General features: G+C 67.1%; 21 protein-coding genes. 14 read left to right on the forward strand and 7 right to left on the reverse strand.

Translation table 11 applies throughout. From position 1 onward, the window contains the following. Positions 1 to 66 precede the first annotated feature (66 nt). Complete coding sequence (locus ACSZL9_RS16415; protein WP_446666589.1) at positions 67 to 1,278, forward strand: MFS transporter; 1,212 nt, start codon at positions 67 to 69, stop codon at positions 1,276 to 1,278. Here ACSZL9_RS16415 and ACSZL9_RS16420 read toward each other — a convergent pair. Together ACSZL9_RS16420 and ACSZL9_RS16425 are read right to left on the reverse strand one after the other, a co-directional pair. Beyond that, a complete protein-coding gene (locus ACSZL9_RS16420) occupies positions 1,271 to 2,359 on the reverse strand; it encodes a PLP-dependent cysteine synthase family protein (protein ID WP_446666656.1) in 1,089 nt (362 codons plus the stop codon). The genes ACSZL9_RS16415 and ACSZL9_RS16420 overlap by 8 nt on opposite strands. Positions 2,360 to 2,711: 352 nt before the next feature. Then, a complete protein-coding gene (locus ACSZL9_RS16425; protein ID WP_446666590.1) occupies positions 2,712 to 3,119 on the reverse strand; it encodes a RidA family protein in 408 nt (135 codons plus the stop codon). 391 nt (positions 3,120 to 3,510) lie between these two features. Here ACSZL9_RS16425 and ACSZL9_RS16430 point away from each other — a divergent pair, with 391 nt between their 5' ends. From ACSZL9_RS16430 to ACSZL9_RS16440, 3 genes are all read left to right on the forward strand, one after another. Further along, positions 3,511 to 4,308 (forward strand): SGNH/GDSL hydrolase family protein, encoded by a 798-nt coding sequence (locus ACSZL9_RS16430; protein ID WP_446666591.1) that lies wholly within the window; start codon positions 3,511 to 3,513, stop codon positions 4,306 to 4,308. Between the two features lie 66 nt (positions 4,309 to 4,374). Beyond that, positions 4,375 to 5,298: a helix-turn-helix domain-containing protein gene (locus tag ACSZL9_RS16435; RefSeq protein WP_446666592.1), complete on the forward strand. Its 924-nt coding sequence runs from the start codon at positions 4,375 to 4,377 to the stop codon at positions 5,296 to 5,298. 59 nt (positions 5,299 to 5,357) lie between these two features. Then, positions 5,358 to 5,831 carry a hypothetical protein gene (locus ACSZL9_RS16440; RefSeq protein WP_446666593.1) on the forward strand — a complete coding sequence of 158 codons (474 nt, stop codon included), beginning with the start codon at positions 5,358 to 5,360 and terminating at the stop codon, positions 5,829 to 5,831. Between the two features lie 5 nt (positions 5,832 to 5,836). Here ACSZL9_RS16440 and ACSZL9_RS16445 read toward each other — a convergent pair whose 3' ends face one another. Beyond that, positions 5,837 to 7,369 carry a lipase family protein gene (locus ACSZL9_RS16445; protein WP_446666594.1) on the reverse strand — a complete coding sequence of 511 codons (1,533 nt, stop codon included), beginning with the start codon at positions 7,367 to 7,369 and terminating at the stop codon, positions 5,837 to 5,839. Between the two features lie 165 nt (positions 7,370 to 7,534). Between ACSZL9_RS16445 and ACSZL9_RS16450 the strand changes: the two genes are divergently transcribed. Continuing rightward, positions 7,535 to 8,407 (forward strand): SDR family NAD(P)-dependent oxidoreductase, encoded by an 873-nt coding sequence (locus ACSZL9_RS16450; protein ID WP_446666595.1) that lies wholly within the window; start codon positions 7,535 to 7,537, stop codon positions 8,405 to 8,407. Positions 8,408 to 8,520: 113 nt separating this feature from the next. Here ACSZL9_RS16450 and ACSZL9_RS16455 read toward each other — a convergent pair whose 3' ends face one another. Next, positions 8,521 to 9,612 carry an inositol-3-phosphate synthase gene (locus ACSZL9_RS16455; protein ID WP_446666596.1) on the reverse strand — a complete coding sequence of 364 codons (1,092 nt, stop codon included), beginning with the start codon at positions 9,610 to 9,612 and terminating at the stop codon, positions 8,521 to 8,523. A 3-nt stretch (positions 9,613 to 9,615) separates the two neighbouring features. Beyond that, the gene (locus ACSZL9_RS16460; RefSeq protein ID WP_446666597.1) at positions 9,616 to 10,278 is read right to left on the reverse strand and encodes a PadR family transcriptional regulator; all 663 of its coding nucleotides are present in this window, start codon (positions 10,276 to 10,278) and stop codon (positions 9,616 to 9,618) included. A 212-nt stretch (positions 10,279 to 10,490) separates the two neighbouring features. Between ACSZL9_RS16460 and ACSZL9_RS16465 the strand changes: the two genes are divergently transcribed. The 6 genes from ACSZL9_RS16465 (at position 10,491) to rplI (ending at position 16,168) form a co-directional block, all read left to right on the forward strand. Then, positions 10,491 to 12,851 carry a transglycosylase domain-containing protein gene (locus tag ACSZL9_RS16465; protein ID WP_446666598.1) on the forward strand — a complete coding sequence of 787 codons (2,361 nt, stop codon included), beginning with the start codon at positions 10,491 to 10,493 and terminating at the stop codon, positions 12,849 to 12,851. A gap of 60 nt (positions 12,852 to 12,911) precedes the next feature. Then, on the forward strand, positions 12,912 to 14,249 hold the full coding sequence (locus ACSZL9_RS16470; RefSeq protein WP_446666599.1) for a hypothetical protein: 1,338 nt from the start codon (positions 12,912 to 12,914) through the stop codon (positions 14,247 to 14,249). Between the two features lie 167 nt (positions 14,250 to 14,416). Further along, positions 14,417 to 14,704: a 30S ribosomal protein S6 gene (rpsF, locus tag ACSZL9_RS16475; RefSeq protein WP_446666600.1), complete on the forward strand. Its 288-nt coding sequence runs from the start codon at positions 14,417 to 14,419 to the stop codon at positions 14,702 to 14,704. Positions 14,705 to 14,735: 31 nt separating this feature from the next. Beyond that, complete coding sequence (locus ACSZL9_RS16480) at positions 14,736 to 15,335, forward strand: single-stranded DNA-binding protein (protein WP_446666601.1); 600 nt, start codon at positions 14,736 to 14,738, stop codon at positions 15,333 to 15,335. Between the two features lie 132 nt (positions 15,336 to 15,467). After that, entirely contained in the window at positions 15,468 to 15,704 is a 237-nt protein-coding gene (rpsR, locus tag ACSZL9_RS16485; RefSeq protein WP_446666602.1) for a 30S ribosomal protein S18, read from the forward strand. 14 nt (positions 15,705 to 15,718) lie between these two features. Beyond that, positions 15,719 to 16,168: a 50S ribosomal protein L9 gene (gene rplI, locus ACSZL9_RS16490; RefSeq protein WP_446666603.1), complete on the forward strand. Its 450-nt coding sequence runs from the start codon at positions 15,719 to 15,721 to the stop codon at positions 16,166 to 16,168. Positions 16,169 to 16,468: 300 nt separating this feature from the next. Here rplI and ACSZL9_RS16495 read toward each other — a convergent pair whose 3' ends face one another. Next, positions 16,469 to 17,830, reverse strand: a complete 1,362-nt coding sequence (locus ACSZL9_RS16495; RefSeq protein ID WP_446666604.1) for an MATE family efflux transporter — start codon at positions 17,828 to 17,830, stop codon at positions 16,469 to 16,471. Between the two features lie 463 nt (positions 17,831 to 18,293). Between ACSZL9_RS16495 and ACSZL9_RS16500 the strand changes: the two genes are divergently transcribed. After that, complete coding sequence (locus ACSZL9_RS16500) at positions 18,294 to 19,016, forward strand: C40 family peptidase (protein WP_446666605.1); 723 nt, start codon at positions 18,294 to 18,296, stop codon at positions 19,014 to 19,016. Positions 19,017 to 19,608: 592 nt separating this feature from the next. Beyond that, positions 19,609 to 20,661 carry a C40 family peptidase gene (locus ACSZL9_RS16505; protein WP_446666606.1) on the forward strand — a complete coding sequence of 351 codons (1,053 nt, stop codon included), beginning with the start codon at positions 19,609 to 19,611 and terminating at the stop codon, positions 20,659 to 20,661. 328 nt (positions 20,662 to 20,989) lie between these two features. On the opposite strand, the gene ACSZL9_RS16510 is transcribed toward ACSZL9_RS16505, so the two are convergent. After that, positions 20,990 to 21,274, reverse strand: a complete 285-nt coding sequence (locus ACSZL9_RS16510) for a hypothetical protein (protein WP_446666660.1) — start codon at positions 21,272 to 21,274, stop codon at positions 20,990 to 20,992. On the opposite strand from ACSZL9_RS16510, the gene ACSZL9_RS16515 reads away from it, so the two are divergent. Beyond that, positions 21,228 to 21,707, forward strand: coding sequence for a DUF6318 family protein (locus ACSZL9_RS16515; RefSeq protein WP_446666657.1), 480 nt, complete (start codon positions 21,228 to 21,230; stop codon positions 21,705 to 21,707). The genes ACSZL9_RS16510 and ACSZL9_RS16515 overlap by 47 nt on opposite strands. Positions 21,708 to 21,735: the final 28 nt, after the last annotated feature.

Below are 21,735 nucleotides of genomic sequence, written 5' to 3' on the forward strand. Positions count from 1 at the left end.
TGAAACGTGAGGTGACTCGAGTCTTGACCCTGACACCAGTGTCAGACTCTAGCGTCCCGCAGTGTGATGACAGAAGTTGCAGCCCCAGCCCAAGCCACGACGACCCACCGCAGGCTCATCCTGACCGGCCTGATCCTCGGTGTCACCGCCGCGGGCACCAGCGGGTATGTCGTCGCGGGCGTCCTCCCCGCGATCGCGTCAGACCTGGGGGTGAGCGTCGCCGCAGCGGGCCAACTGGCCACCGCCTGGGCACTGACCGTGGCCTTCGCGGGCCCGGTGATCACCGCGTTGACGCTGCGCAGGTCACCCAAGTCGCTGCTCCTCGCGATGACCGCCCTCTTCTGCATAGGCACTCTCGGCACCGCGCTCGCGCCGACCTACGGGATCATGCTGGTCTGCCGCGTCGTCGCCGCGGCCTCCCAGTGCACCTTCTTCGCGGTCGCGCTGGTCGTCGCCGTGTCGCTCTTCCCGGCCGAGCAGGCCGGCAGGGCGATCGGCGCGGTGTCCTCCGGGCTCGCCTTCGCCACGGTCATCGGGGTGCCGGTCGGCACTTTCGCGGGACGCGAGATCGGTTGGCGCGCAACATTTCTCGTGCTTCTCGGGCTCGGTGTCGCAACACTGGTGGTCATTGCCGCCGGTACGCCGCCCGAGCCGGCCTCACCCCAGGCACCACTGGACCGGCAGATCGGGTCGCTGCTCGGCAAGGAGCTGATCTCCTGCTTCGGGCTGACCCTGACGGCATACTGCGGCGTCTTCGCGACCTTCACCTACTTGGGTTCGTTGCTGGAGTCGCACCAGCGCGGGCCGGACACCGTCGTACTCGTGCTCGCGGTCTTCGGGCTCGGGGGACTGGTCGGCAGTCACACCGCCGGGCGGCGGACCGACGCACACCCGAAACAGACCTTGCTGATCGCTCTCGGCCTGCTGTGCCTGTCGGCCGCACTGCTGCAGCCGGCGCTCACCTCGGTGACGGCCACCAGCGTGCTCGTATTCGCTTTCGGGGCAGCAGCGTTCGCGACCGTGCCGGTCCTGCAGGGCAGGGTGCTGGCGCTCGCCGTCGACGCACCGAACCTCGCGGTCGCGACGAATGTCGGTGTCTTCAACCTGGCCGACGGCACGGGTGCCGCCCTCGGCGGGGTGGTCGTTGCAACCCTGGGCCTGAATGCCGCACCCTGGGCGAGTGCCGTGGTCGCAGGCATCGGTCTCGCCGCGGCCGCCGCGCTGCTGCCGGCGGATCGGCGCCGGGCCTGCGGTGACTGCGCCGTCGAAGTCAGCTGACCCGCAATTGCCCGGTGCTCGAAAAGCGTTGCAGCGCAGCGACATACGGGGAGATGTCCAGGCCCTGCTCGCGCAACCAGTCGTCGTTGTAATAGGTGTCGTCATACCGCTTGCCGTCGTCGCACAGCAGCGTGACGATGCTGCCGCTGCGACCGGCCTGCCGCATCTCGGCGACCAGGTGCAGCGCCGCCCACAGGTTGGTGCCGGTCGATGCTCCGGCGTGCCGGCCGATCCGGCTCTCCAGGAAGCGCATCGCGGCGATCGAGGCCGCGTCGGGCACTCGCGCCATCCGCTCGACGATCGTGGGGATGAACGATGCCTCGACCTTCGGGCGACCGATGCCCTCGATCCGAGACGACTCCGAAGACGTGCGTTGCCAGTCGCTTTCGTTCCAGGCGTCGAAGAAGACCGACCGCTCCGGATCGGCCACGCACAACCGGGTGTGGTGGCCGCGGTAGCGCAGGTAGCGGCCGATCGTCGCGCTAGTGCCGCCGGTGCCGGCGCCGACGACCACCCACTCCGGGATCGGGTGCCGCTCCATGGCCATCTGCTCGAAGATCGACGCCGCGATGCTGTTGTTGCCGCGCCAGTCGGTGGCCTGCTCGGCATAGGTGAATTGATCCATGAATCGCCCGCCGGTCTCGCGCGCGAGCTCGCACGAGACTTCGTGCGCCTGGTCGGCGCGATCCACGAAATGGCAACTGCCGCCATACGATTCGATCAGCGCGATCTTCTGGCAGCTGGTGCTGCGCGGTATGACGGCAACGAACGGCAGCCCCAGCATCCGCGCGAAATAGGCCTCCGACACCGCCGTCGACCCGCTGGACGCCTCGATGATCGTGGTGCCTTCGCGGATCTGTCCGTTGCACAGTGCGTAGAGGAACAACGAGCGGGCCAGCCGGTGCTTGAGGCTGCCCGTCGGGTGGGTCGACTCGTCCTTCAGATAGAGCTCGATGCCCCACTCCTCGGGCAGCGGCATCGCCAGCAGGTGGGTGTCGGCCGAGCGGTTGGCCTCGGCGGTGATCGCGGTGATGGCCCGGTCGAGCCACTCGCGCTCGGCGCCGTCGGACCGATCGATCATCTCGATCCCGGGAGTGCTCCCCGGGCTCGTGGTGGCGGTGTCCCCTGCCAAAGACATTGTCGTTCCTTCGTGTCGGACTGCGTCTGCGCATACAGTGCCTTGGAAGTAGACATAATACAATGATGCAATTGTTTGCCTGAATAACACATTGAGTTATGAATAGGGCTTGACTCTTCGGTCCTTTCGAGACGCCCGCTCGTTCCTCACGGGCTCCTCAAGGACCTCGACACGAGGTGGCCGAACTGGCCCTTTGAGGTGGCCGAGCTTGTCGAGGTCACGGTGTCGTTTCGACAAGCTCAACGACCTCAGGCTTTAGCTCAACGACCTCAGGCTCTAGCTCAACGACCTCGGACTACTGGTCACCGGCCACGACTGCGACGGACTCGACCTCGACGAGCTGGTCGGGGTAGCCCAGCACCGCGACGCCGACGAGCGTGCTCGGCACGTCGTGCTCGCCGAAGTGCGCTGCCACGACATCCCACGCGGCAACAAGGTCCGCCCGGGAGTTTGTCGCGACGAGGACCCGGGTGCTGAGCACGTCGGTCAGGCACGCACCCGCGGAATCGAGCGCAATCTCCATGTTTTCCAGGCAGATTCGAGCCTGACCGGCAATATCTCCGACAGCCGCTGTCGAGCCGTCGTGACGTAACGGGCAGGCTCCCGCCAGATGGATCAACCGGCTGTTGGTCGGGGCAGTTGCGGCATACGCGTAGGGCGCGGGGGCCAACTGGTCGGATCGCACGAGTTGCACGGACGTCATACCGGCGACCGTAGGCCAGCGCCCGCGACTGATACCAACGAATTCGAGGACGATCTTGCCGCTGCGATCGACGAGTTCGCCGCCTGAGGTGGCCGAGCTTGTTCCTGAGGTGGCCGAGCTTGTCGAGGTCAGGGCGTCGTTTCGACAAGCTCAACGACCTCACGGGTGCGGTTCAACGACCTCTTGGGTGCGGTTCAACGACCTCACGTCGTGACTGTGCCGATTTCACCCGACAGGAGGTGAACTGTAAACACTTTCCATCGCGGTGGTACGAGTTCGGCAAGCAGGCGGCAAAGCTTTGCTTGAGGAGGGAACCGAACGCCCCGCGACGGTGCGAACCGGGCCACTATCCGGAGGTGGCAGACAGTGCCGCACCCCGTTAGGAGCCTCCATGTCCCGCAGGTCACTCACCCTCAAGCTCGGCGTCGGCGCCACGGCGTTGGCCTTCTCCTTCGTGCCGGCGTTGTCGGCGAACGCGGCCGGAGGCGTGAACTATGCCGCGATGGGCGATTCCTATTCCTCGGGCGTGGGCGCCGGCGACTACATCGACAGCAGCGGATCGTGCCACCGCAGCAGCAACTCGTATTCGGCGCTCTGGGCCCAGCAGCACAACCCGACATCATACACCTCGGTCGCGTGCTCGGGCGCGAAAACCACTGATGTCCTTGCAAATCAGCTCGGTGCGCTGTCCAGCAGCACGACCCTGATCAGCATCACGATCGGCGGCAACGACGTCGGCTTCAGCAGCATCATGCAGGACTGCATCCTCAAGGGAAGCTCGACCTGCGTCAGCGAGATCAACGCTGCGAAGGCCAACGCGACCGCCAACCTGCCCGGCAAGCTGGCGAACGTCTACAGCGCAATCAAGTCGAAGGCGCCCAACGCTCACGTGGTCGTCCTCGGCTACCCGGACTTCTACGACCTGGCCAACAACTGCACCGGCATCGCGCAGGAGTCACGGATCGCGATCAACGGCGGCATCGACCTGCTCGACTCGATCACCAAGACGGCCGCGGAGAAGGCCGGCTTCAGCTTCGCCGACGTCCGCGGCGCGTTCGACGGGCACGAGATCTGTGACAGCAACCGCTGGCTGCACTCGGTGAACTTCCTGGACCTCGAGAAGTCCTACCACCCGACCGCCGAAGGTCACGCCAACGCCTACCTGCCGACTTTCGCGGCCAAGGCCTGAGCGGCATACCTCGCTAGGCTCACTCTGAGCTGCCGGAAGTCCGGGGGCAGACGACGGAGGTGAGTCGTGTCCGATGGCGACGCGTTCGAGCAACTCGTCGCGCTGCTGGCGGCGGACCCGGAGTCCCTGACCGCGCCGCCCACCGAGCTCGCGGCCGAACTGCACTACTCCCGCTTCCATTTCGAGCGGATGGTGTCGGCGATCTCGGGTGAGACCCCGACCGTGTTCCGGCGTCGCATCCTGTTGGAACGAGCGGCATACCGACTGATCCGGACCGATCGCACGCTGGTGGACGTCGCGCAGGAGGCGGGCTTCACGTCCAACGCGGCGTTCACCCGCGCGTTCGATCGTGCCTACGGGATGCCGCCGTCGCGCTGGCGTGAGCGACCCACTAGGTTCCAGCTGCCCGGCCCCAACGAGGTGCACTTCCACCCGCCGGCCGGTCTCCGGCTGCCCGCTCGCTCCGGTGCCGCCGGGCTGGACGTGACCCAGGAGTCGGTGCGGCATCACGCCTGGCTGGTCGGCGAACTCGTCGACCGCGCCACTCGCCTCACCGACGCGCAGCTCGACGCGCAACTGCCGATGCAGATCGACGGCATCGACGGGGATTCGTTGCGCTGGTTGCTTTCTCGGCTGATCGGGCAGATGGAGATGTGGCTCGCGGCGATGAACGACCGCGAATACGACTTCACCGTCGAAGATGCCGAGTCGTGCAGTTCGATGCGCCGCAGGATTGCTCGCGTCGGTCCGGAGTTCGTCACCTCCGTCGCGGCGGTCGATGCCGAACACCGTTGGGATGAAACGTTTGTCGACGCTTTCTCCAGTCCACCGCAGGTCGTCACGTATGCCGGGATGGTCGCGCATGTGCTCACCTTCTCGGCGCACCACCGGTTACTCGCGCTCGACCGGTTGCGCTTCCACGGCATCACCGATCTCGGGTATGGCGACCCGAAGCACTGGTTCGGCGGTGACCCGACCGGCCCGACGTGACTGTGACGACAGCTATTTCGATCAAGCGGGCGTTTCGAGTGACGACCACGCTGGACCGCATGAACACGACACCCATCACGTATCCCGCTCACGTCGACTCATCGCACCGGGACTGCTGGTTCTGCAACGACGAAGAACGCATCGACCCACCACCCGGCGGCTGGCTGCTCGACGACGGCATCTGGCGCGCCGGCGCCGCCCCCGTGGGTATGGCGAAGGCCGGCACGCTGATCCTGGAAGCCCGCCGCCATGTCCTCGACCAGGCCGGATTCGACACCCGTGAGTCGATCACGTTCATTCCGGCGATCGGCAGCGTCGTCGCCGCGATGCGCACTGCACTCGGCTGCGAGCGCGTCTACCAGTGGTCGACCATGGCGGCATACCCGCACTTCCACGTCTGGCTCATCCCGTGGTGGCCGACGTCACCGCACGAAGGACCCGCCCACCTGGTTGACACGGTCGAGTCACCGGCGACCGAGGAGGACGTGCTGACCGCAGCGGCGCGAGTGGCCGCTGCGTTGCGGGGCGACTGAACGACTCAGCGGCGCCGCCGGCGCAGCCGCCACCCCGCGCCCATACCGCCGGCGCCGATCAGCAGCGCGGCAGCCGCGATGCCGGTGCCGACCGCGCCGTTGCCGGGCGAACCGGTGTCACCGTCGGTGATGACGACCGGGCCGGTCGAGATCGGTGTGCTCGACGGAGACGCTGATGCGGTTGACGACGGCGTGCTGGACGGCGATGTTGATGGCGATGTCGGTGTCGATGTCGGGGAAGTCGGCGGCGTGCTCGGCGGCACGTACTTCTCCGGCGCGAGCGAGTTGCCGGGCTTGATGCTCCCGCAGCTCGACGGCGCCGCCGCTCCGGCGAATCGGGCGCCCAGCCAGCCGATGGCACTGGTCGCCCAGGTGGTCACCGCGCCGGTGTGCCCGGTGTTCTCGATCTGCTGGTACTGGATGGCGTTGTTGGTCTTGCAGTACTGCCGGGCCAGCGACCGCACGTCGCCGGAGATCATCACGCCGTCGCCGGGGCCGATGCCGGGCTTGTTGCCGACGGTGCCTTCCTCGTCCGCGCCCGACGCCTGCACGATCGACATCGGGACGTTCGGAGTGGGCTGGCTGCCGAGGTTGAGCTTGTTGGCCGCAGTGACGAACTCCTTGATCGAGTCGGGGTTCGCATACTCCGGCTTGACCAGCTGCTTCCAGGTCAGCCCCGGATAGTGCCCGGTGACGTCACCGATGATCGCGTGCTGCAACTCGTTCATCACCTTCTTGCCGTATGGCGACAGGTAGCGATCGAAGTCGATGCCGTAGGCCCGAGCGACGCCGATCAGTGCCATCGGCGTGATCCCCGCCCACTTCTGGCTGCCGTCGACATACCGCAGGTTCCTCGCCGGCGCGACGAGCAGGCCACCTTCGGCGGCACCCACGAGATTCTTGTTGACGTCCGGCGCGTAGGTCGGCGCGAGCACGGACGCCCAGTTCGCGCCGATGGCGCCGCCGGAGTAGCCGGCGAGCCCGATCTTGGTGTCGGCGTTGAGGCCGGTGTCCTTCGAATGTGTCGCCGCCCGAATGGAATCCAGCGACACGGTGCCGTACTCCGGCCCGGCCGCGAAGTCGGCCGTCGGGCCCTCCGAGTCGGGCTCGATGACGGTGTAACCCTGCTGCAGGAAGATGCCGATCAGCGTCATCTCGTAGGAGCTCTTGCCGGCCGCAACCAGCCGTGACGGACCGTCCTCGGGGTCGAGCGAGTCGTATGCCGACTCGTACGAAATTGCCGCTCCTGCCTTGGGATTCGCCGGTTCGAAGACGGTTGTGACCGCGGCGTTCGCCACGCCCTGTGCATCGGTCGAGCGGTAGAGCAGTTGCACGACCGACCCAGAGCCGCCGTTGATCGTGTAGGGCAGCGTGCGGCTCTTCAGGATCGCACCCGGCTCGTATGACGCCAGCGGCTTGCTGCCCGTGTAGGTATAGAAGGAGTCGCTCGGTGCCGCGTGCGCCGGCGCGCAGGCTCCGGCGAAGATTGTGCTCGCGGTGAGCAACGAGAGGGACGTGCCGACGAGAGTTCGCTTCACTGTGCCTGCTCCGATCTGCTGACGTCGCACCCTCCCGGTGACGAACCTTTCGAAACTAGCAGCGCCGGCAGCTGCTCACCCACGTTCTGCCGGAACCGGACCCGCAGCAGCAACAGCGCAATCGCGATCAAGCCGCCCGCGGGACCGCTGCGGCACTGTCGAACGATGGATACCGAATCACTGGCCGGACAGGTCGTGCTGATCGCCGGCGCATCGCGTGGCCTCGGCCGGGCGTGCGCGATCGAATTCGGCGCTGCCGGAGCGTATGTCGTCTGCACCGGCCGCAGCACCCGCGACGCACCGACCCACCCGCAGCCCGCCGATCTCACGCTGGAGCGGACCCTCGAGGAGGTGGAGGCGCACGGCGGGAAGGGTGAGTGGCATCGCTGCGATCACACCGACCCCGTGCAGGTCGAGGACCTGGTGCGGGACATCGTCGAACGGCACGGCCGGATCGACATACTCGTCAACAACGCGTGGGGCGGTCACGACCACCACGACGCGCCCGGCGGCGAGGAGGTGTGGGACGAGCCGATGGACCAGTTCCGGGCGATGCTGCTCGGCGGCGCCTACTCGGACTTCGTGACGTCGATGCTGACGCTGAAACTCGCGATGGCGCCGGCCGGCCGCGGACTCATCCTCACCTCGACCTGGCACACGCCCGAGCCACCGGCCTGGCTGCCCTACGAGTCGAGCAAGGCGGCCAAGAACCGGCTGGTCTATGCGCTCGGTTATCACCTGCAACCCAAGGGGATTCCGGCGATCGCGGTCGCTCCCGGCTGGATGCGCACCGAGCTGATGGAGGCGAAAGTGCCTGCCGAGGAGTTGGCCGGCAACACCGAGACACCGCGGTATGCCGCGCGCGTGATGGTCGCGCTCGCGACCGACCCGAAGGTCCAACGCTTCAGCGGCCAGGTCGTCGATGTCGGCGAGCTCGCCATTGCGTATGGCGTCACCGACCTCGACGGCACCCAGCCGCAACCCAACGCGGGACGCTTCGAACCGAGCCGGCCGCTCCCGCCATACCCGGGGGAATGACTGAGGGCCAGGTCCCCGAGCTCGCTCGGTGAACCTGGCCCTCAGTCTTGCGAGGAGTCAGAGCAGGTCTCGATACGCTCCCCCGCTTCGCTCCTCCGCTACTCGACCAGCAATCAGCGCGCTTCGTCGCCGGCGATGAACGCCTCGAGCTTGGCGCGACCCTCGCTGTCCTCGCGCTGCTCCGGCGGGGACTTCATCAGGTAGGACGAGGCCGACAGCAGCGGGCCGCCGATGCCGCGGTCCTTGCCGATCTTCGCGGCGCGGATGGCGTCGATGATGATGCCGGCGGAGTTGGGGGAGTCCCAGACCTCGAGCTTGTACTCCAGGTTCAGCGGGACGTCACCGAACGCGCGGCCCTCGAGGCGGACGTAGGCCCACTTGCGGTCGTCGAGCCACTGCACGTAGTCCGACGGACCGATGTGCACGTTGCGGCCGTCCTTGATGCCGGCCAGCGGGCCGGACAGGTTGGAGGTCACGGCCTGGGTCTTGGAGACCTTCTTGGACTCCAGGCGCTCGCGCTCGAGCATGTTCTTGAAGTCCATGTTGCCGCCGACGTTGAGCTGGTAGGTGCGGTCCAGCGTGACGCCGCGGTCCTCGAAGAGGCGGGCCATGACGCGGTGGGTGATGGTCGCGCCGACCTGGCTCTTGATGTCGTCACCGACGATCGGGACACCGGCGTCCTCGAACTTCTTGGCCCACTCGGGGTCGGAGGCGATGAATACCGGCAGGGCGTTGACGAACGCGACGCCCGCGTCGATGGCGCACTGGGCGTAGAACTTGTCGGCCTGCTCAGAGCCGACCGGCAGGTAGGAGACCATCACGTCGACCTTGGCGTCCTTGAGCGCCTGGACGACGTCGACCGGCTCGCTGTCGGCCTCGGTGATCGTCTGGGCGTAGTACTTGCCGATGCCGTCCAGGGTGGTGCCGCGCTGGACGGTCACGCCGGTCGGCGGGACGTCGGCGATCTTGATGGTGTTGTTCTCGCTGGCGTTGATCGCCTCGGACAGGTCGAAGCCGACCTTCTTGGCGTCGACGTCGAACGCGGCGACGAACTCGACGTCGTTGACGTGGTAGTCGCCGAACTTCACGTGCATCAGACCCGGGACGGTCGTGTCGGCCGACGCGTCCTTGTAATACTCAACGCCCTGCACGAGCGAGCTCGCGCAGTTGCCGACGCCCACGATGGCGACGCGAATGGATCCCATTTCCTACTCCTTGTCGGATATTTCGCTGGGGTCGGAGGCTTCCTCCGGTGTCTCCCCGTCGACCGGCCGGTCGGCTGACGCCGCCGTGCCGGGATTGGTGGTGCGGTATGCCGAGCGCTCCGTCTCGATCAGCTCACTGAGCCACCGAACTTCGCGTTCGGTGGACTCCAGGCCGTGACGGTGCAACTCGGCGGTGTATTTGTCGGTGCGCTCGCGACGCTGGCGGGACTGCTCCCGCGACTCGTCCAGGCGCTCCTCCAGTCGACTCCGGCGACCCTCCAGGATGCGCAACCGCACATCACTGCTGGCTCGGCCGAAGAAGGCGAAGTGGACGTCGAAGTTCTCGTCCTCCCATGACGCCGGCCCTGTCTGGGCCATGAGCGTCTGGAACTGCTCCTTGCCCTCCGCGGTCAGCTCATAGGTGATCCTGCTGCGCTTGCCGCCGAGACCGGCGCTTGCGCGGTCCGGCTGGTCGCCGTCCGGTCGCTCGGTGATCCAGCCGCGCTCGACCAGGCCGCGAAGAGCCGGGTAGAGCGAGCCGAAGGACACCGCGCGGAAGGCGCCGAGCACGCCGGACAGCTGCTTGCGCAGCTCGTAGCCGTGCAACGGCTGGTCGTGCAGCAGGCCCAGGATCGCGAGCTCGAGTATGGCGCCCCGACGTGACATGAGCGGCCTCCTTCGATCTCGTACAGCTTGGTTCTGTCCTGGGTGTGGTGGCGATCATAGCGCATTCGATGTATCGGTTCGATACATCGTCGAAATATGGCGCGTCGCAGTGCCGTCGCACTAGCGGCACGGTGTCGACGCGGCCTTCGCCATACCGTTTGCCATACCCGCTTCATTCCCGCATCGAAAGGTCGGGCGGTTACCCTGCATCGGTGACAGATGAGCAGGACGGGGTTGCTCCGAACGGTGACCGGCACACCGGCGGTGCCCGCTCGGCCAGGCTGCCGGGACGCGCGGCCGCCGGCGGTGGCTCACGCGGGGGCACTACCCGTGGGGGGAAACGCGGTGGAAATGGAGGCCGTCGCCGCAAGAAGGAGCACGGCCTGGCCTACAAGGTCTTCTGGCGCACCGTGCTCGGTCTGGCGGGCCTGTGCCTGATCGGCCTCATCGCGCTGGTGATCATCTACCTGCGCACCCCGATCCCACCCGCGCACGCCGACTCCAGCAAGCAGGTGTCGATCGTCTACTACAGCGACGGCAAGACCGAGCTGGGCCGCTTCAGCACGGTCAACCGTGAGGACGTCAAGCTGGACAAGGTCCCCAAACAGGTCCGCTACGAATTCCTCTCCGCCGAGGACCGCGACTTCTACAAGAACTCCGGCGTCTCGGTCAGCGGCACCCTGCGTGCCATGTGGAGCACGCTGTCCGGTGGCCAGGAGCAGGGCGGCTCGACCATCACCCAGCAATACGTCAAGAACAACTTCCTGACCCAGGACCGCTCGGTCAAGCGCAAGGTCAAGGAGATCATGATCGCGCTGAAGGTCGACCGGAAGTTGTCCAAGGACGACATCCTGGAGGCCTACCTCAACAACATCTACTTCGGGCGCGGCGCCTACGGCATACAAGCAGCGTCGCAGGCGTATTTCGGTGTCGACGTCGACAAGCTGGACGCCAGCCAGGGTGCGTTCCTCGCGTCGGTCATCAACGCCCCTGGCCTCTACGACCCGCAGTACGGCAAGGCGGCCGAGGACCGCGCGAACGCCCGGATGACCTATGTCCTGGACGGCATGGTCAAGGAGGGCTGGATGACCAAGGCGCAGCGGGCCAAGGCGCACATGCCGAAGTTCAAGAAATACGACCCGCACGCCCAGCAGGTCTCCGGGCCGAGCGGCTACATCGTCGACGACGTGCGCAAGGAGCTGGAGAAGAAGCTCAAGCTCAAGCCGGAGGACATCGACCGCGGCGGGCTGCGCATCACGACCACGATCGACAAGAAGTCGCAGAAGGCCGCCGTCGCGGCGGTGCACAAGAACGTCCCCACCCAGACCGCGCGACTGGAGGCGTTGCACACCGGGCTGATAGCCGAGAAGCCGGACGGCGCGATCGTGGCGATGTATGGCGGCGAGGACATCACCAAGTCCGCGGTCAACGCGGCCACTGCCGCGCATCTGCAGGGCGGGTCGACCTTCAAGGCCTACGGCCTGGCGGCGGCGCTGCAGGACGGTATGACGATGGAGACCAAGTTCAGCGGATCGTCACCTCTCCTGCTGGACAAGGGCCCCGGTGGAAAGCCGACGAAGATCTACAACGACGGCCACGAGCAGTTCGGGATGCTCACCCTGCAGCGTGCCTTCGCGGTGTCGTCGAACACGGCGTTCGTGCGGCTCAACCAGGCGCTCGGCACCGGCAAGACACTGGCCGCTGCGCAGCAGCTCGGCATACCGGCCTCGGCTCCGGGCATGGACCAGCCGAGCACGACGGACATCCTCGGCAGCGCCGCCCCGAGCGTCGTCGACGTGGCCAACTCCTTCAACACGATCAGCGCAGAGGGTAAGAAGGCCGACCCCTACCTGATCAAGAAGGTCACCAGCGTCGCCGGTGACTACAGCTACGACGCGCACGTCGACACCAAGCAGGCGATCTCGAAGGACATCGCCGCCAACCTGGTCAACGGGATGACCGGTCCGCTGAAGGACTCCGACGGCACCGCGCACCGCACCGCCGGCCAGCTGAAGCGGCCCGCGGCGGGCAAGACCGGCACCTCGAGCTTCTACAAGTCGGCATGGTTCACCGGGTTCACGCCCGACCAGCTCACCGCCTCGGTCGGGATGTATGCCGGGGACGGCACCGTCGGCCTCGACAAGGCGACCCACAACGAGGACTTCTACGGCGGCGACACCCCTGCGCTGATCTGGAAGGACTTCATGCAGGCCGCGCTCAAGGGCGAGAAGGTCGCGAAGCTGCCGAAGACCAAGCACGTCAAGCAGACGACCACCTACTCGCCGCCGCCGGTCACCACCCAGACGCAGGCGCCGACGTCCACGTCGGAGACGCCGTCGTCCACCAGCAGCAGCTCGACCAGCTCGACGACGTCTTCCTCGACCAGCAGCACCAGCTCGACGACCTCGTCCACGAGCGAGCCGTCGCCGACCAGCACGACGACGACCACGACCACGACGAGCGAGCCGCCGACTCCGACGTCCACCCCGTCGCCGACCCGCCCGACGCTGCCCAACACGCCACCGCCCGCCCGCGGCGAGCCACGGCAGAGCGAGCCCCAGCCAACTCCGTGAGACGTCGGGTCGTGACGCCATACAGGCAGCGGCCAGGGATCGCGGGTTAGGCTCGCGCTCGTGCCCACGTCCACACGCCTGACCGCGCCCAGTCGCCGGGAGGAGCCTGCTGCTCTCGCGACCGGGATCATCGGCGGACCCGTCGGCCGGTTCGCGGCGATCGGCCGCCGCGGCTGGACGTATGCCGCCGCCACGCTCTCCGCGCTCGCGTCGGTGCTGGTCGCGCTCGGCGTGCTGCAGAAGAACCACTGCGTCCGCGACGGCTGGGGATCACCCGGTGCGTTGTGGCGGGCGTGCTACTCCGACCTGCCGGTCGGGTCCGGCGGACCCAAGGGCGGCACCCCGTGGTCGGCCGGCGGCGCCGGACACACCCAGCCAGTGCTGACCGCGATCCTGGACTGGCTGGTCAAGCAGCTGACGCCGAGCGGCAGCGCACTGGCCACGCAGCAGATCTACTTCGCGATCGGCACGGTGGTCATCGTGCTGCTGATCGCGCTGACCACCGTCGCGACGGCGTCGATGGTGCGCGGCACACCGTGGCTGGCGGCGCACGTCGCGCTCAGTCCGGTGCTGATCACGTCGGCGCTGGTCTCCTTCGACATCTTCGGCGTCGCCCTGGCCACCGTCGGTATGGCGCTGTGGGCGCGCAAGCATCCGGTCGCGGCCGGGATCTGCCTCGGTGCCGCGACGATGGCACGCACCTACCCGCTGGTCATCCTCGGCGCGATCACGCTGATCGCCCTGCGCGACGACGCACGCCGCCCGCTGGTGCGTTGCCTGGGCGGCGCCGCGGCCGCGATCGTCGCGTGCCTCGGCCTGGGCTACGCGATGGGCGGCGACCCGCTGGAGCCCTACCGCGGCTGGTGGGAGCAGGACGCGGGGTATGGCGCACCGGCATACCTGCTGACGGTTGCGCACGCGTCGCTGCCGGCGGCCTCGCTGTCGATCATCGCCGTGCTGGGCTGGGTCGTGGCGTTCCTGCTCGGCCTTTATCTGACCGGCCGGCCGCCGGTGCGCACCCAGCTGGCGCCGCTGGCGCTGACGATGCTGGTGATCGTGATGCTGACCGGCAGGTCGATGTCGGTCCAGAGCTGCATGTGGGTGCTGCCGCTGATGGGGCTGGTCGCGTTGCGGTGGCGCGAGCACCTGATGTGGGCCGGCGTCGAGATCGTCTACTTCGTGATGACGTGGATGTACATCGCCGGGCCGAGCAACGAGGCCAAGGCGATGCCGGGCGCGGCATACTCCTTCTTCCTGCTGATCCGGGTGATCGCCTACGTCGGCATCGCGTGGGCGTCGTGGGAGTCCTCCGAAGACCTCCCGAGGGACCCCGTCGAGCCGTATGCCGCCCCGAAGCCCCCGGCCCCGGCGCCTCGATTAACGCCCGACGCCGCTTGACCGATAAACTCGCCCACGGCCTGTTGTCGGCTGCTGCCTGTCGGTGGCGCACGGCATACTCATCGGGAGCACCGGAAGCGGTGACGACCGGGGGTGCGGGCCACGCTGCAACCCTCCTGTCACGGAGAGACCGTGACCGCTTGAGACCGAAGGAGGTGGGTTAACGCATGCGTCAGTACGAACTGATGATGATCATCGACCCCGAGCTCGACGAGCGCGTTGTCCAGCCCACGCTGGACAAGTTGCTCAAGGTCGTGACCGCCGAAGGCGGCAAGATCGACGGCACCGACATCTGGGGCCGTCGTCGTCTTGCCTACGACATCAAGAAGAAGTCCGAAGGCATCTACGCCGTTGTGACCCTGACCGCCGAGTCGGCTACCGCCAAGGAGCTCGACCGTCAGCTGTCGCTCAACGAGCAGATCATGCGCACCAAGCTGCTGCGCGTGGACGCCTGAGACTCGCAACCAACCCCAAGGGAGCTCAGACATGGCCGCAGGCGACACGCCCATCACAGTCATCGGCAACCTGACCCAGGACCCGGAGCTGCGGTTCACGCCGTCCGGGGCAGCCGTCGCCAACTTCACCGTTGCGTCGACGCCGCGCTACATGGATCGGCAGACCAATGAGTGGAAGGACGGCGAGACGCTCTTCATGCGTTGCTCCGTGTGGCGCGAGGCGGCGGAGAACGTCGCCGAGACGCTCACCCGTGGCGCACGCGTGATCGTCTCCGGTCGCTTGAAGTCCCGCTCGTGGGAGGACAAGGAGACCGGTCAGAAGCGTTCCACCATGGAGCTGGAGGTCGACGAGGTCGGCCCGTCGCTGCGCTACGCAACCGCGAAGGTCAACAAGACCCAGCGCGGCGGTGGCCAGGGCGGTTTCGGCGGCGGCCAGCAGGGTGGCGGCTTCGGTGGTCAGCAGGGCGGCCAGGGTGGTCAGCAGGGCGGCTTCGGTGGCGGACAGCAGTCCGACCCGTGGGCGACCGGCGGTGGCCAGGGTAGCCCCGGCGGCCAGCAGGGCGGGGGGCAGCAGGCTCCGCAGTCCGGCGGCTGGAGCACCGGCCCGTCATACGACGAGCCCCCTTTCTAGAGGAACGTCGGTCGAGTAGGAACGAGCCGCTAGGCGAGCTACGTATCGAGACCACGCACCTCGACATACAACACAGAACAACCCCATCCCGAGTCCTGACTCGGGCTCTCGACAACGAAGGAGAGCACCACGATGGCTAAGCCCGTCATTCGCAAGCCCAAGAAGAAGGCCAACCCGCTGAAGCAGGCGAAGGTTGAGTCGATCGACTACAAGGACGTCGCGCTGCTGCGTAAGTTCATCAGCGACCGTGGCAAGATCCGCGCCCGTCGGGTCACCGGCGTCTCCGTCCAGGAGCAGCGCCTCATCGCCACTGCGGTCAAGAACGCCCGCGAGATGGCCCTGCTGCCCTACTCCTCGTCGGCTCGCTGAAAGAAGTAACAACTATGAAGATCATTCTGACTCACGAGGTCGCCGGTCTCGGCGCGCCCGGTGACGTGGTCGAGGTCAAGGACGGCTACGCCCGCAACTTCCTCCTGCCGCGCAAGCTGGCGACGCCGTGGACCAAGGGTGGCCAGAAGCAGGTCGACGCGATCACCAAGGCGCGGGCCACCCGTGCGGTGCAGTCGCTGGAGCACGCGCAGTCCCTCAAGGGCAACCTCGAGGCGTCCGTCGTGTCCGTGTCGGTGCGTGCCGGCGAGTCCGGCCGCCTCTTCGGTGCCGTCACCACCGCCGAGATCGCCGAGGCCGTCAAGGCCGCCGGCGCCGGCGAGATCGACCGCCGCACCGTGCAGGTCGCGCAGCCGATCCGCAACGTCGGCAACCACGAGGTCAGCGTCAAGCTGCACCCCGAGGTCGAGGCGAAGCTGAAGCTGAACGTCGTCCCCGCCAAGTGACGACCTGGCGCTGACTCAGCGTCGGACCAGCACCAACCAAGAGCCGGTCACCCCACGTGGGTGGCCGGCTCTTTCGCGTGTGTGGGCTGTTCTACGTGCACAACCCTCAACGGTTGTGGGTTGTGTGCGCGCGTCGGCCATGGCGCGCACAAGTGGCAACGGTTGCTGGTTGGGTACGGGTTTGTGCCGGTATGTCGTGCATAACCGGCAACGGTTGCGGGTTGTGTGCGGGATCCGGCCGTTTCGTGTGCATAACCCTCAACGGTCGCGGGTTGTGCGCGCGACCCGTCCCTACAGCGCTCAGACCCCGGTCACCATCCACCTCCCGGAGCGCGCGCGGAGCGCGAGGCCGATCAGCCGGAAGACCATGAAGCCGGTGAACGCCCACCAGAGCATGAGCAGCGCGTGACTCGGCCCGGCGGCGCGCAGACTGTCGGCATGGACGTGCACCAGCCACAGCAGCGGGAGGTATGCCGCCAGCACCGCCACCTGCAGCCACGCGAGCACGGTGCCGTCGCCCGCGCCGATGAGGACACCGTCGAGCACGAAGACCAGGCCGGCGACGGGCTGCCCGATCGCGACGATCAGCAGCGCGACCGACAGGGCGTCCCGCACCGACTGGTCGCCGGTGAACAGGATCGGCAGCACGGTGTGGCCGGCCGCCACGAGGATGCCGAGCGCGACGCCCATCCACCAGCCCCACCACAGCATCAGCCGGGTCGCCGCCCGCGTGCCGTCGATGTCGTGCGCGCCGAGCGTGCGACCGGTGAGGGCCTGCGCCGCGATGGCCAGTGCGTCGAGCGCGAACGCCAGGAAGCCGAAGATCGTCATCGCCACTTGGTGCGCGGCGAGCGGCACGTCGCCCAGCTCGGCCGCTGCCCAGGTGCTGGCCAGCATCGCCGCGCGCAGCGCGAGGGTGCGCACCAGCAGTGGGATTCCGGTGCGTGCGGCGGTCAGGACGCCGGCCGGGTGCGGCCGCAGCCGGGTCCCGAGGCGGCGGGCGCGGCGCAGGACGACGGTGAGCAGCCCGGCCGCCAGCCCGGTCTGAGCGAGGACGGTGCCGAGCGCGGAGCCGGCGATGCCGAGGCCCGCGCCATACACGAGAACGACGTTGAGGACGAGGTTGGCGGCGAAGCCGACCGTCGCGCCGATCAGTGGTGTGCGGGTGTCCTGGAAGCCGCGCAGCACTCCGGTGGCAGCGAGCACCGCGAGCATTCCCGGTATGCCGAAGGCGCTGATCCGCAGGTAGATCGTCGCCTCGTCCGCGACCGCCGGTGACGCACCGAAGAGGTCGCAGATCGGTCCGGCGAAGATCGCGACGACCACGGTGGTGACCGCGCCGAGGAGCAGCGAGAGCCAGATGCCGTCGACACCGGCGCCGATGGCGGCGGAGTCCTGCCCGGCACCGAGCCGGCGCGCGACGAGCGCGGTGGTGCCGTAGGCGAGGAAGACGTAGATGTTGGCCGCGGTCAGCAGAGCGGCGCTGGCGACGCCGAGGCCCGCGAGTTGGTCGGTGCCGAGGTGTCCGACGATCGCCGAATCGGCCATCAGGAAGAGCGGCTCAGCCACCAGCGCGAGGAATGCCGGGACCGCGAGGGCGAGGATCTGCCGATGCACCGACGCGGGTCCGGTGGGCGGATCGTCGAGGGGGCGGACAGGCACCGGATCAGCGTACGGCGCCCGCTGCGCGGGAGGACGTCGCTGGTCGGAGGCTGAACGCCGCGTAAGGAGTGTCTTGCATCATGAGATTTGCGTGTCTCAGAGTTGGCGGGCTACAAAGACGGTCGATGCAGTTTTCCGCGAGGTGATGCCGATCTGTGATAGCCGCGGAATCCCGCGGATTATCACGGAATGATTACGGCGGGCCGAGGCGACGGAGCCCGTCCGAGGCCCTGTGGACGGCTGGACGGTTGTCCACAGATATCCGCGAACGACTTTGGGAACACCCTTCGGTGCGTCATAGTCGGTGACCGTGCCAGCGACTTCGGGGAGTCAAGGCGCACTGGGTGGGGCACTGGTCCCGGGGCAACGGCGCCCACACCCATTTGTCACTGAAGTCCACTGAAGGGTCCCTCGTCTCATGGGTTCGTACTCCCCGCGCCACCTGAAGCGTGAGCCGAAAGTTATGAACAAGCTCGGTCGCCGCAGCGTGGCCGTCGCCGCCGCTGGCGCCTGTGTCGTGCCGCTGGCAGGCATGGAGAGCGCCTCCGCCGCTCCCAGCGCCGGTCTGTCGCAGACCGGGCACGTCCAGGCCACCGGCCACGTGCAGGCCGCAGGCCACCTCTCCACCGCCGTCCGCATCGGCCCCACGGTCCAGTACGGCTCCCGCGGCACCGCGGTGAAGGTTGTGCAGCGCAAGGTCGGCGGCCTCGCGGTCGACGGCATCTTCGGCCCGCTGACCCGCGCCAAGGTGAAGTCCTACCAGCGCTCGCACCACCTGGTCGTCGACGGCATCGTCGGCCGCCACACCTGGACCGCGCTGGGCGGCTACGGCAGCGCGCCGGCGCCGGCTCCGAAGGCCAACTCCTCGGTCACCTCGATCGCGCTGAGCCTGCGCGGTGTGCCTTACCGCTACGGTGGCGCATCGCCGTCGGGTTTCGACTGCTCGGGCTTCACGCAGTACGTCTACCGCAAGGCCGGCATCAGCATCCCGCGCACGGCTTCGGCACAGGCCGCTGCCACGACGCGCGTGTCCAGCCCGCGTCCCGGCGACCTCATCTTCTGGGGTTCCCCGGCATACCACACCGGCATCTACCTCGGGAACGGCAAGATGATCGCCGCTCGCACGCCGGGCACCGTGGTCAGCATCCAGAACCTCTGGGGCAGCCACTACTTCGGGCGCGCCTGAGGCTCGCCCAGCGCCATACGGCTCTGACGGAAGCCCCGTCGGTCCTCTGCGGAGGCCGGCGGGGCTTCGTCATACCCGGCGGCATACGCTGTCGTCGTCGGGTCCCTGGGCCACGCTCGTTGCCTGCTCGAGGGATTGCTCGTTGACTACCGGGTGATCGTGGGCGCGAACGGTAACGCCGCGATCTCTGCTGTCCAGCCGACGCGCGGGCGAATAGTGCCAAGACGCAGATAACATCTCATATAGTGAGATTTTCGGCGAGAACTTTGATTTCGGCGTGTCGTTCGAACGTATGGCGCCACACCAATGTTACGCGCGAGCGATCTGACGGCTGGATCGTTGAAATTGCAACACCCGTGCACTTCCGCTCCGCCAGCCCCGCAAATGCCCATTAATCACACGAGTCACAACCGTCACATGGACCCATTGGTGCCCAGATTTCGCGCCTTTCACAGACCCTCGGACACCGGCATAGTCAGTGCTCGTGCAGCGCCTTCTTCGGGGAAGGAGTAGGCGACATCGGGGGATGCCACGTGCACGTGGCATCCCCTTGCGCGCGTTTCAGGACTGGACTGAGTACCGAGAGGGTCACATGACCACGATTACTACTCCGAGACATCGCAAACCACGGCCTGGGCTCTCCGCCAAGGTCGCCCCGGCGATCACTTCGCACAAGGGACTGGTGGTGACCGGAACGCTGCTGAGCGTGCCGGCAACTGCCGCCAGCCTCGTGCAGGCCGCTCCGTCGTATGCCGATCCCGGCAGCGGCACCACTGGAGCGGCCGCGCAACGCAGCCCCGCTACGGCGAGCAGCGGTGTGCGAGCGGCTTCGCCGAGCTCTGTGGTTTACCTGCGCTACGGATCCAGAGGCAGCTATGTGAAGACCGCACAGCAGCGGTTGGGCGGTCTGGCGGTGGACGGCATCTTCGGGACGCGGACGCTAGCGAAGGTGAAGTCCTTCCAGCGCACCCACGGCCTGGCGGTGGACGGCATCGTCGGCCCGTTGACGTGGCGCGCGCTCGGGGGCTTCCCCGGCACGAGCCCGACTCCGCCCGACCCGACGCCGTCGTGCAAGGTCACCGTCATCCGTTACGGCTCCCAGGGCGCCCTGGTGTCCAGTGCACAGCGCAAGCTGGGTGGGCTGGCCGTCGACGGCGTCTTCGGTGCGGCCACGTTGTCGCGCGTGAAGTCGTTCCAGCGGGCCCACGGCCTGGCGGTCGACGGCATCGTCGGCCCGCGGACTTGGGGTGCGCTGGGCGGTTACCCGTGTGGCACGGACCCGACGCCTCCTCCGCCCTCGGGCGGCAGCACCTCGTCCGTGATCTCGATCGCGGAGAAGTATCTCGGGGTGCCGTATGTGTGGGGCGGGTCGACTCCCTCGCAGGGCTTCGACTGCTCCGGGCTCACGTCATACGTCTACAAGCAGGCCGGCATGTACATCCCGCGTACCGCCAGCCAGCAGCAGTCGTACATGAAGCGCACCTCGAGCCCGCAGCCGGGCGACCTGGTGTTCTTCGGTTCGCCCGCGTATCACGTCGGCATCTACTTGGGGAACAACATGATGATCGCGGCACCCAAGCCGGGTGACGTGGTCAAGAAGCAGAGCATCTGGACGACCCCGACGGGGTACGGCACGTTGCGCTGAGACAACTGATCCGGTCCGCGCGGCCACGGTCACTCTCCGGAGTGCCCGTGGCCGCGTTCTGTATGTCGCGAGGTGGCCGACGAGCTGTCCTGAAGGTGGCCGAGTAGCGAGGGACGAGCGTCTCGAGGCCCCGGAACAGAGGTGGCCGAGCCGTCAGAGGTGGCCGAGGAGCGACGAAGGAGCGTCTCGAGGCCCCGCCCCCCCAAATCCCTCCTGTGGATAACTTCTGCGCCCGGGACAACAGTTTTGGCATGATCCCGGGGGTCAGTCACCCGAACAACGACTGGCTTCTTGACCAAAACTTTAAGGAGTTGTCTCACCTGGGCGGTCAGAGGTCGCACATAATCACCGGGGCACAGAGGATCCACAAGGGGAGGACACCACCCATGCACACGACACGCGCCATCGGCGCCACCGCAACACTGCTTGCAGTGTTGGCAGCGTCCGGCTGCGGCGGATCGAGTGGTGGGTCGTCCTCCACGTCGGCTCCCAGCGCAACGCACACGTCGAAGTCAGGCATCGCCTCCGGTGAGCCGACTCCCGCCAAGACGTCGAAGTCCTCCACGATGTCAGCGTCGTCCTCCGCGAAGCCGACCTCGAGCTCGAAGGGCACCGCTGCCGGAGCGCCCGGCGTACCTGAGGCCGCGCGCCAGCACACGAACGCGGGCTCCGTTGCATTCGTCCGTCATTATGTTGCAACCATAAATGAGGCCGGCCTACACCCGAGGAGAGATCCCCTAAAGAACGTGTCTGAATCGGGATGCAAGACCTGCGCTGAATGGACAGAGGCGCTCAATATACTTGTTAAGAACAACGAACACTATGACGGAAGTCTTTTCGAAAAACCCAAAGCTGTAAAAGTAGTTCAAATAACCCCAAAGGAATACCATCTATTCTTTGGCATGAAACAGACCAACGCGAATGTGCGATCGAAGTCCGGAAAGATCACTTTTCCGGGTGACCCGTACGTAAACAAGGTTGTTTTTGAACTGGACTGGACGTCCAATGGATGGCGTACCAGCGAGGTGCAGCAAGATGACTCGTAAGGTCCTCCCTGCATCCCTCGTTGCGGTC

The organism is Flexivirga sp. B27, from assembly GCF_052905685.1.

Coding starts and splice junctions, on each gene's coding strand:
- ACSZL9_RS16430 (WP_446666591.1), top strand. CDS start 3,511: ATGTCCCGCAGGTCACTCACCCTCAAGCTCGGCGTCGGCGCCACGGCG.
- ACSZL9_RS16480 (WP_446666601.1), top strand. CDS start 14,736: ATGGCCGCAGGCGACACGCCCATCACAGTCATCGGCAACCTGACCCAG.
- ACSZL9_RS16440 (WP_446666593.1), top strand. CDS start 5,358: ATGAACACGACACCCATCACGTATCCCGCTCACGTCGACTCATCGCAC.
- ACSZL9_RS16515 (WP_446666657.1), top strand. CDS start 21,228: ATGTCAGCGTCGTCCTCCGCGAAGCCGACCTCGAGCTCGAAGGGCACC.
- rplI (WP_446666603.1), top strand. CDS start 15,719: ATGAAGATCATTCTGACTCACGAGGTCGCCGGTCTCGGCGCGCCCGGT.
- ACSZL9_RS16450 (WP_446666595.1), top strand. CDS start 7,535: ATGGATACCGAATCACTGGCCGGACAGGTCGTGCTGATCGCCGGCGCA.
- ACSZL9_RS16460 (WP_446666597.1), bottom strand. CDS start 10,278: ATGTCACGTCGGGGCGCCATACTCGAGCTCGCGATCCTGGGCCTGCTG.
- ACSZL9_RS16500 (WP_446666605.1), top strand. CDS start 18,294: ATGAACAAGCTCGGTCGCCGCAGCGTGGCCGTCGCCGCCGCTGGCGCC.
- ACSZL9_RS16415 (WP_446666589.1), top strand. CDS start 67: ATGACAGAAGTTGCAGCCCCAGCCCAAGCCACGACGACCCACCGCAGG.
- ACSZL9_RS16420 (WP_446666656.1), bottom strand. CDS start 2,359: ATGATCGATCGGTCCGACGGCGCCGAGCGCGAGTGGCTCGACCGGGCC.
- ACSZL9_RS16505 (WP_446666606.1), top strand. CDS start 19,609: ATGACCACGATTACTACTCCGAGACATCGCAAACCACGGCCTGGGCTC.
- rpsF (WP_446666600.1), top strand. CDS start 14,417: ATGCGTCAGTACGAACTGATGATGATCATCGACCCCGAGCTCGACGAG.
- ACSZL9_RS16455 (WP_446666596.1), bottom strand. CDS start 9,612: ATGGGATCCATTCGCGTCGCCATCGTGGGCGTCGGCAACTGCGCGAGC.
- ACSZL9_RS16425 (WP_446666590.1), bottom strand. CDS start 3,119: ATGACGTCCGTGCAACTCGTGCGATCCGACCAGTTGGCCCCCGCGCCC.
- rpsR (WP_446666602.1), top strand. CDS start 15,468: ATGGCTAAGCCCGTCATTCGCAAGCCCAAGAAGAAGGCCAACCCGCTG.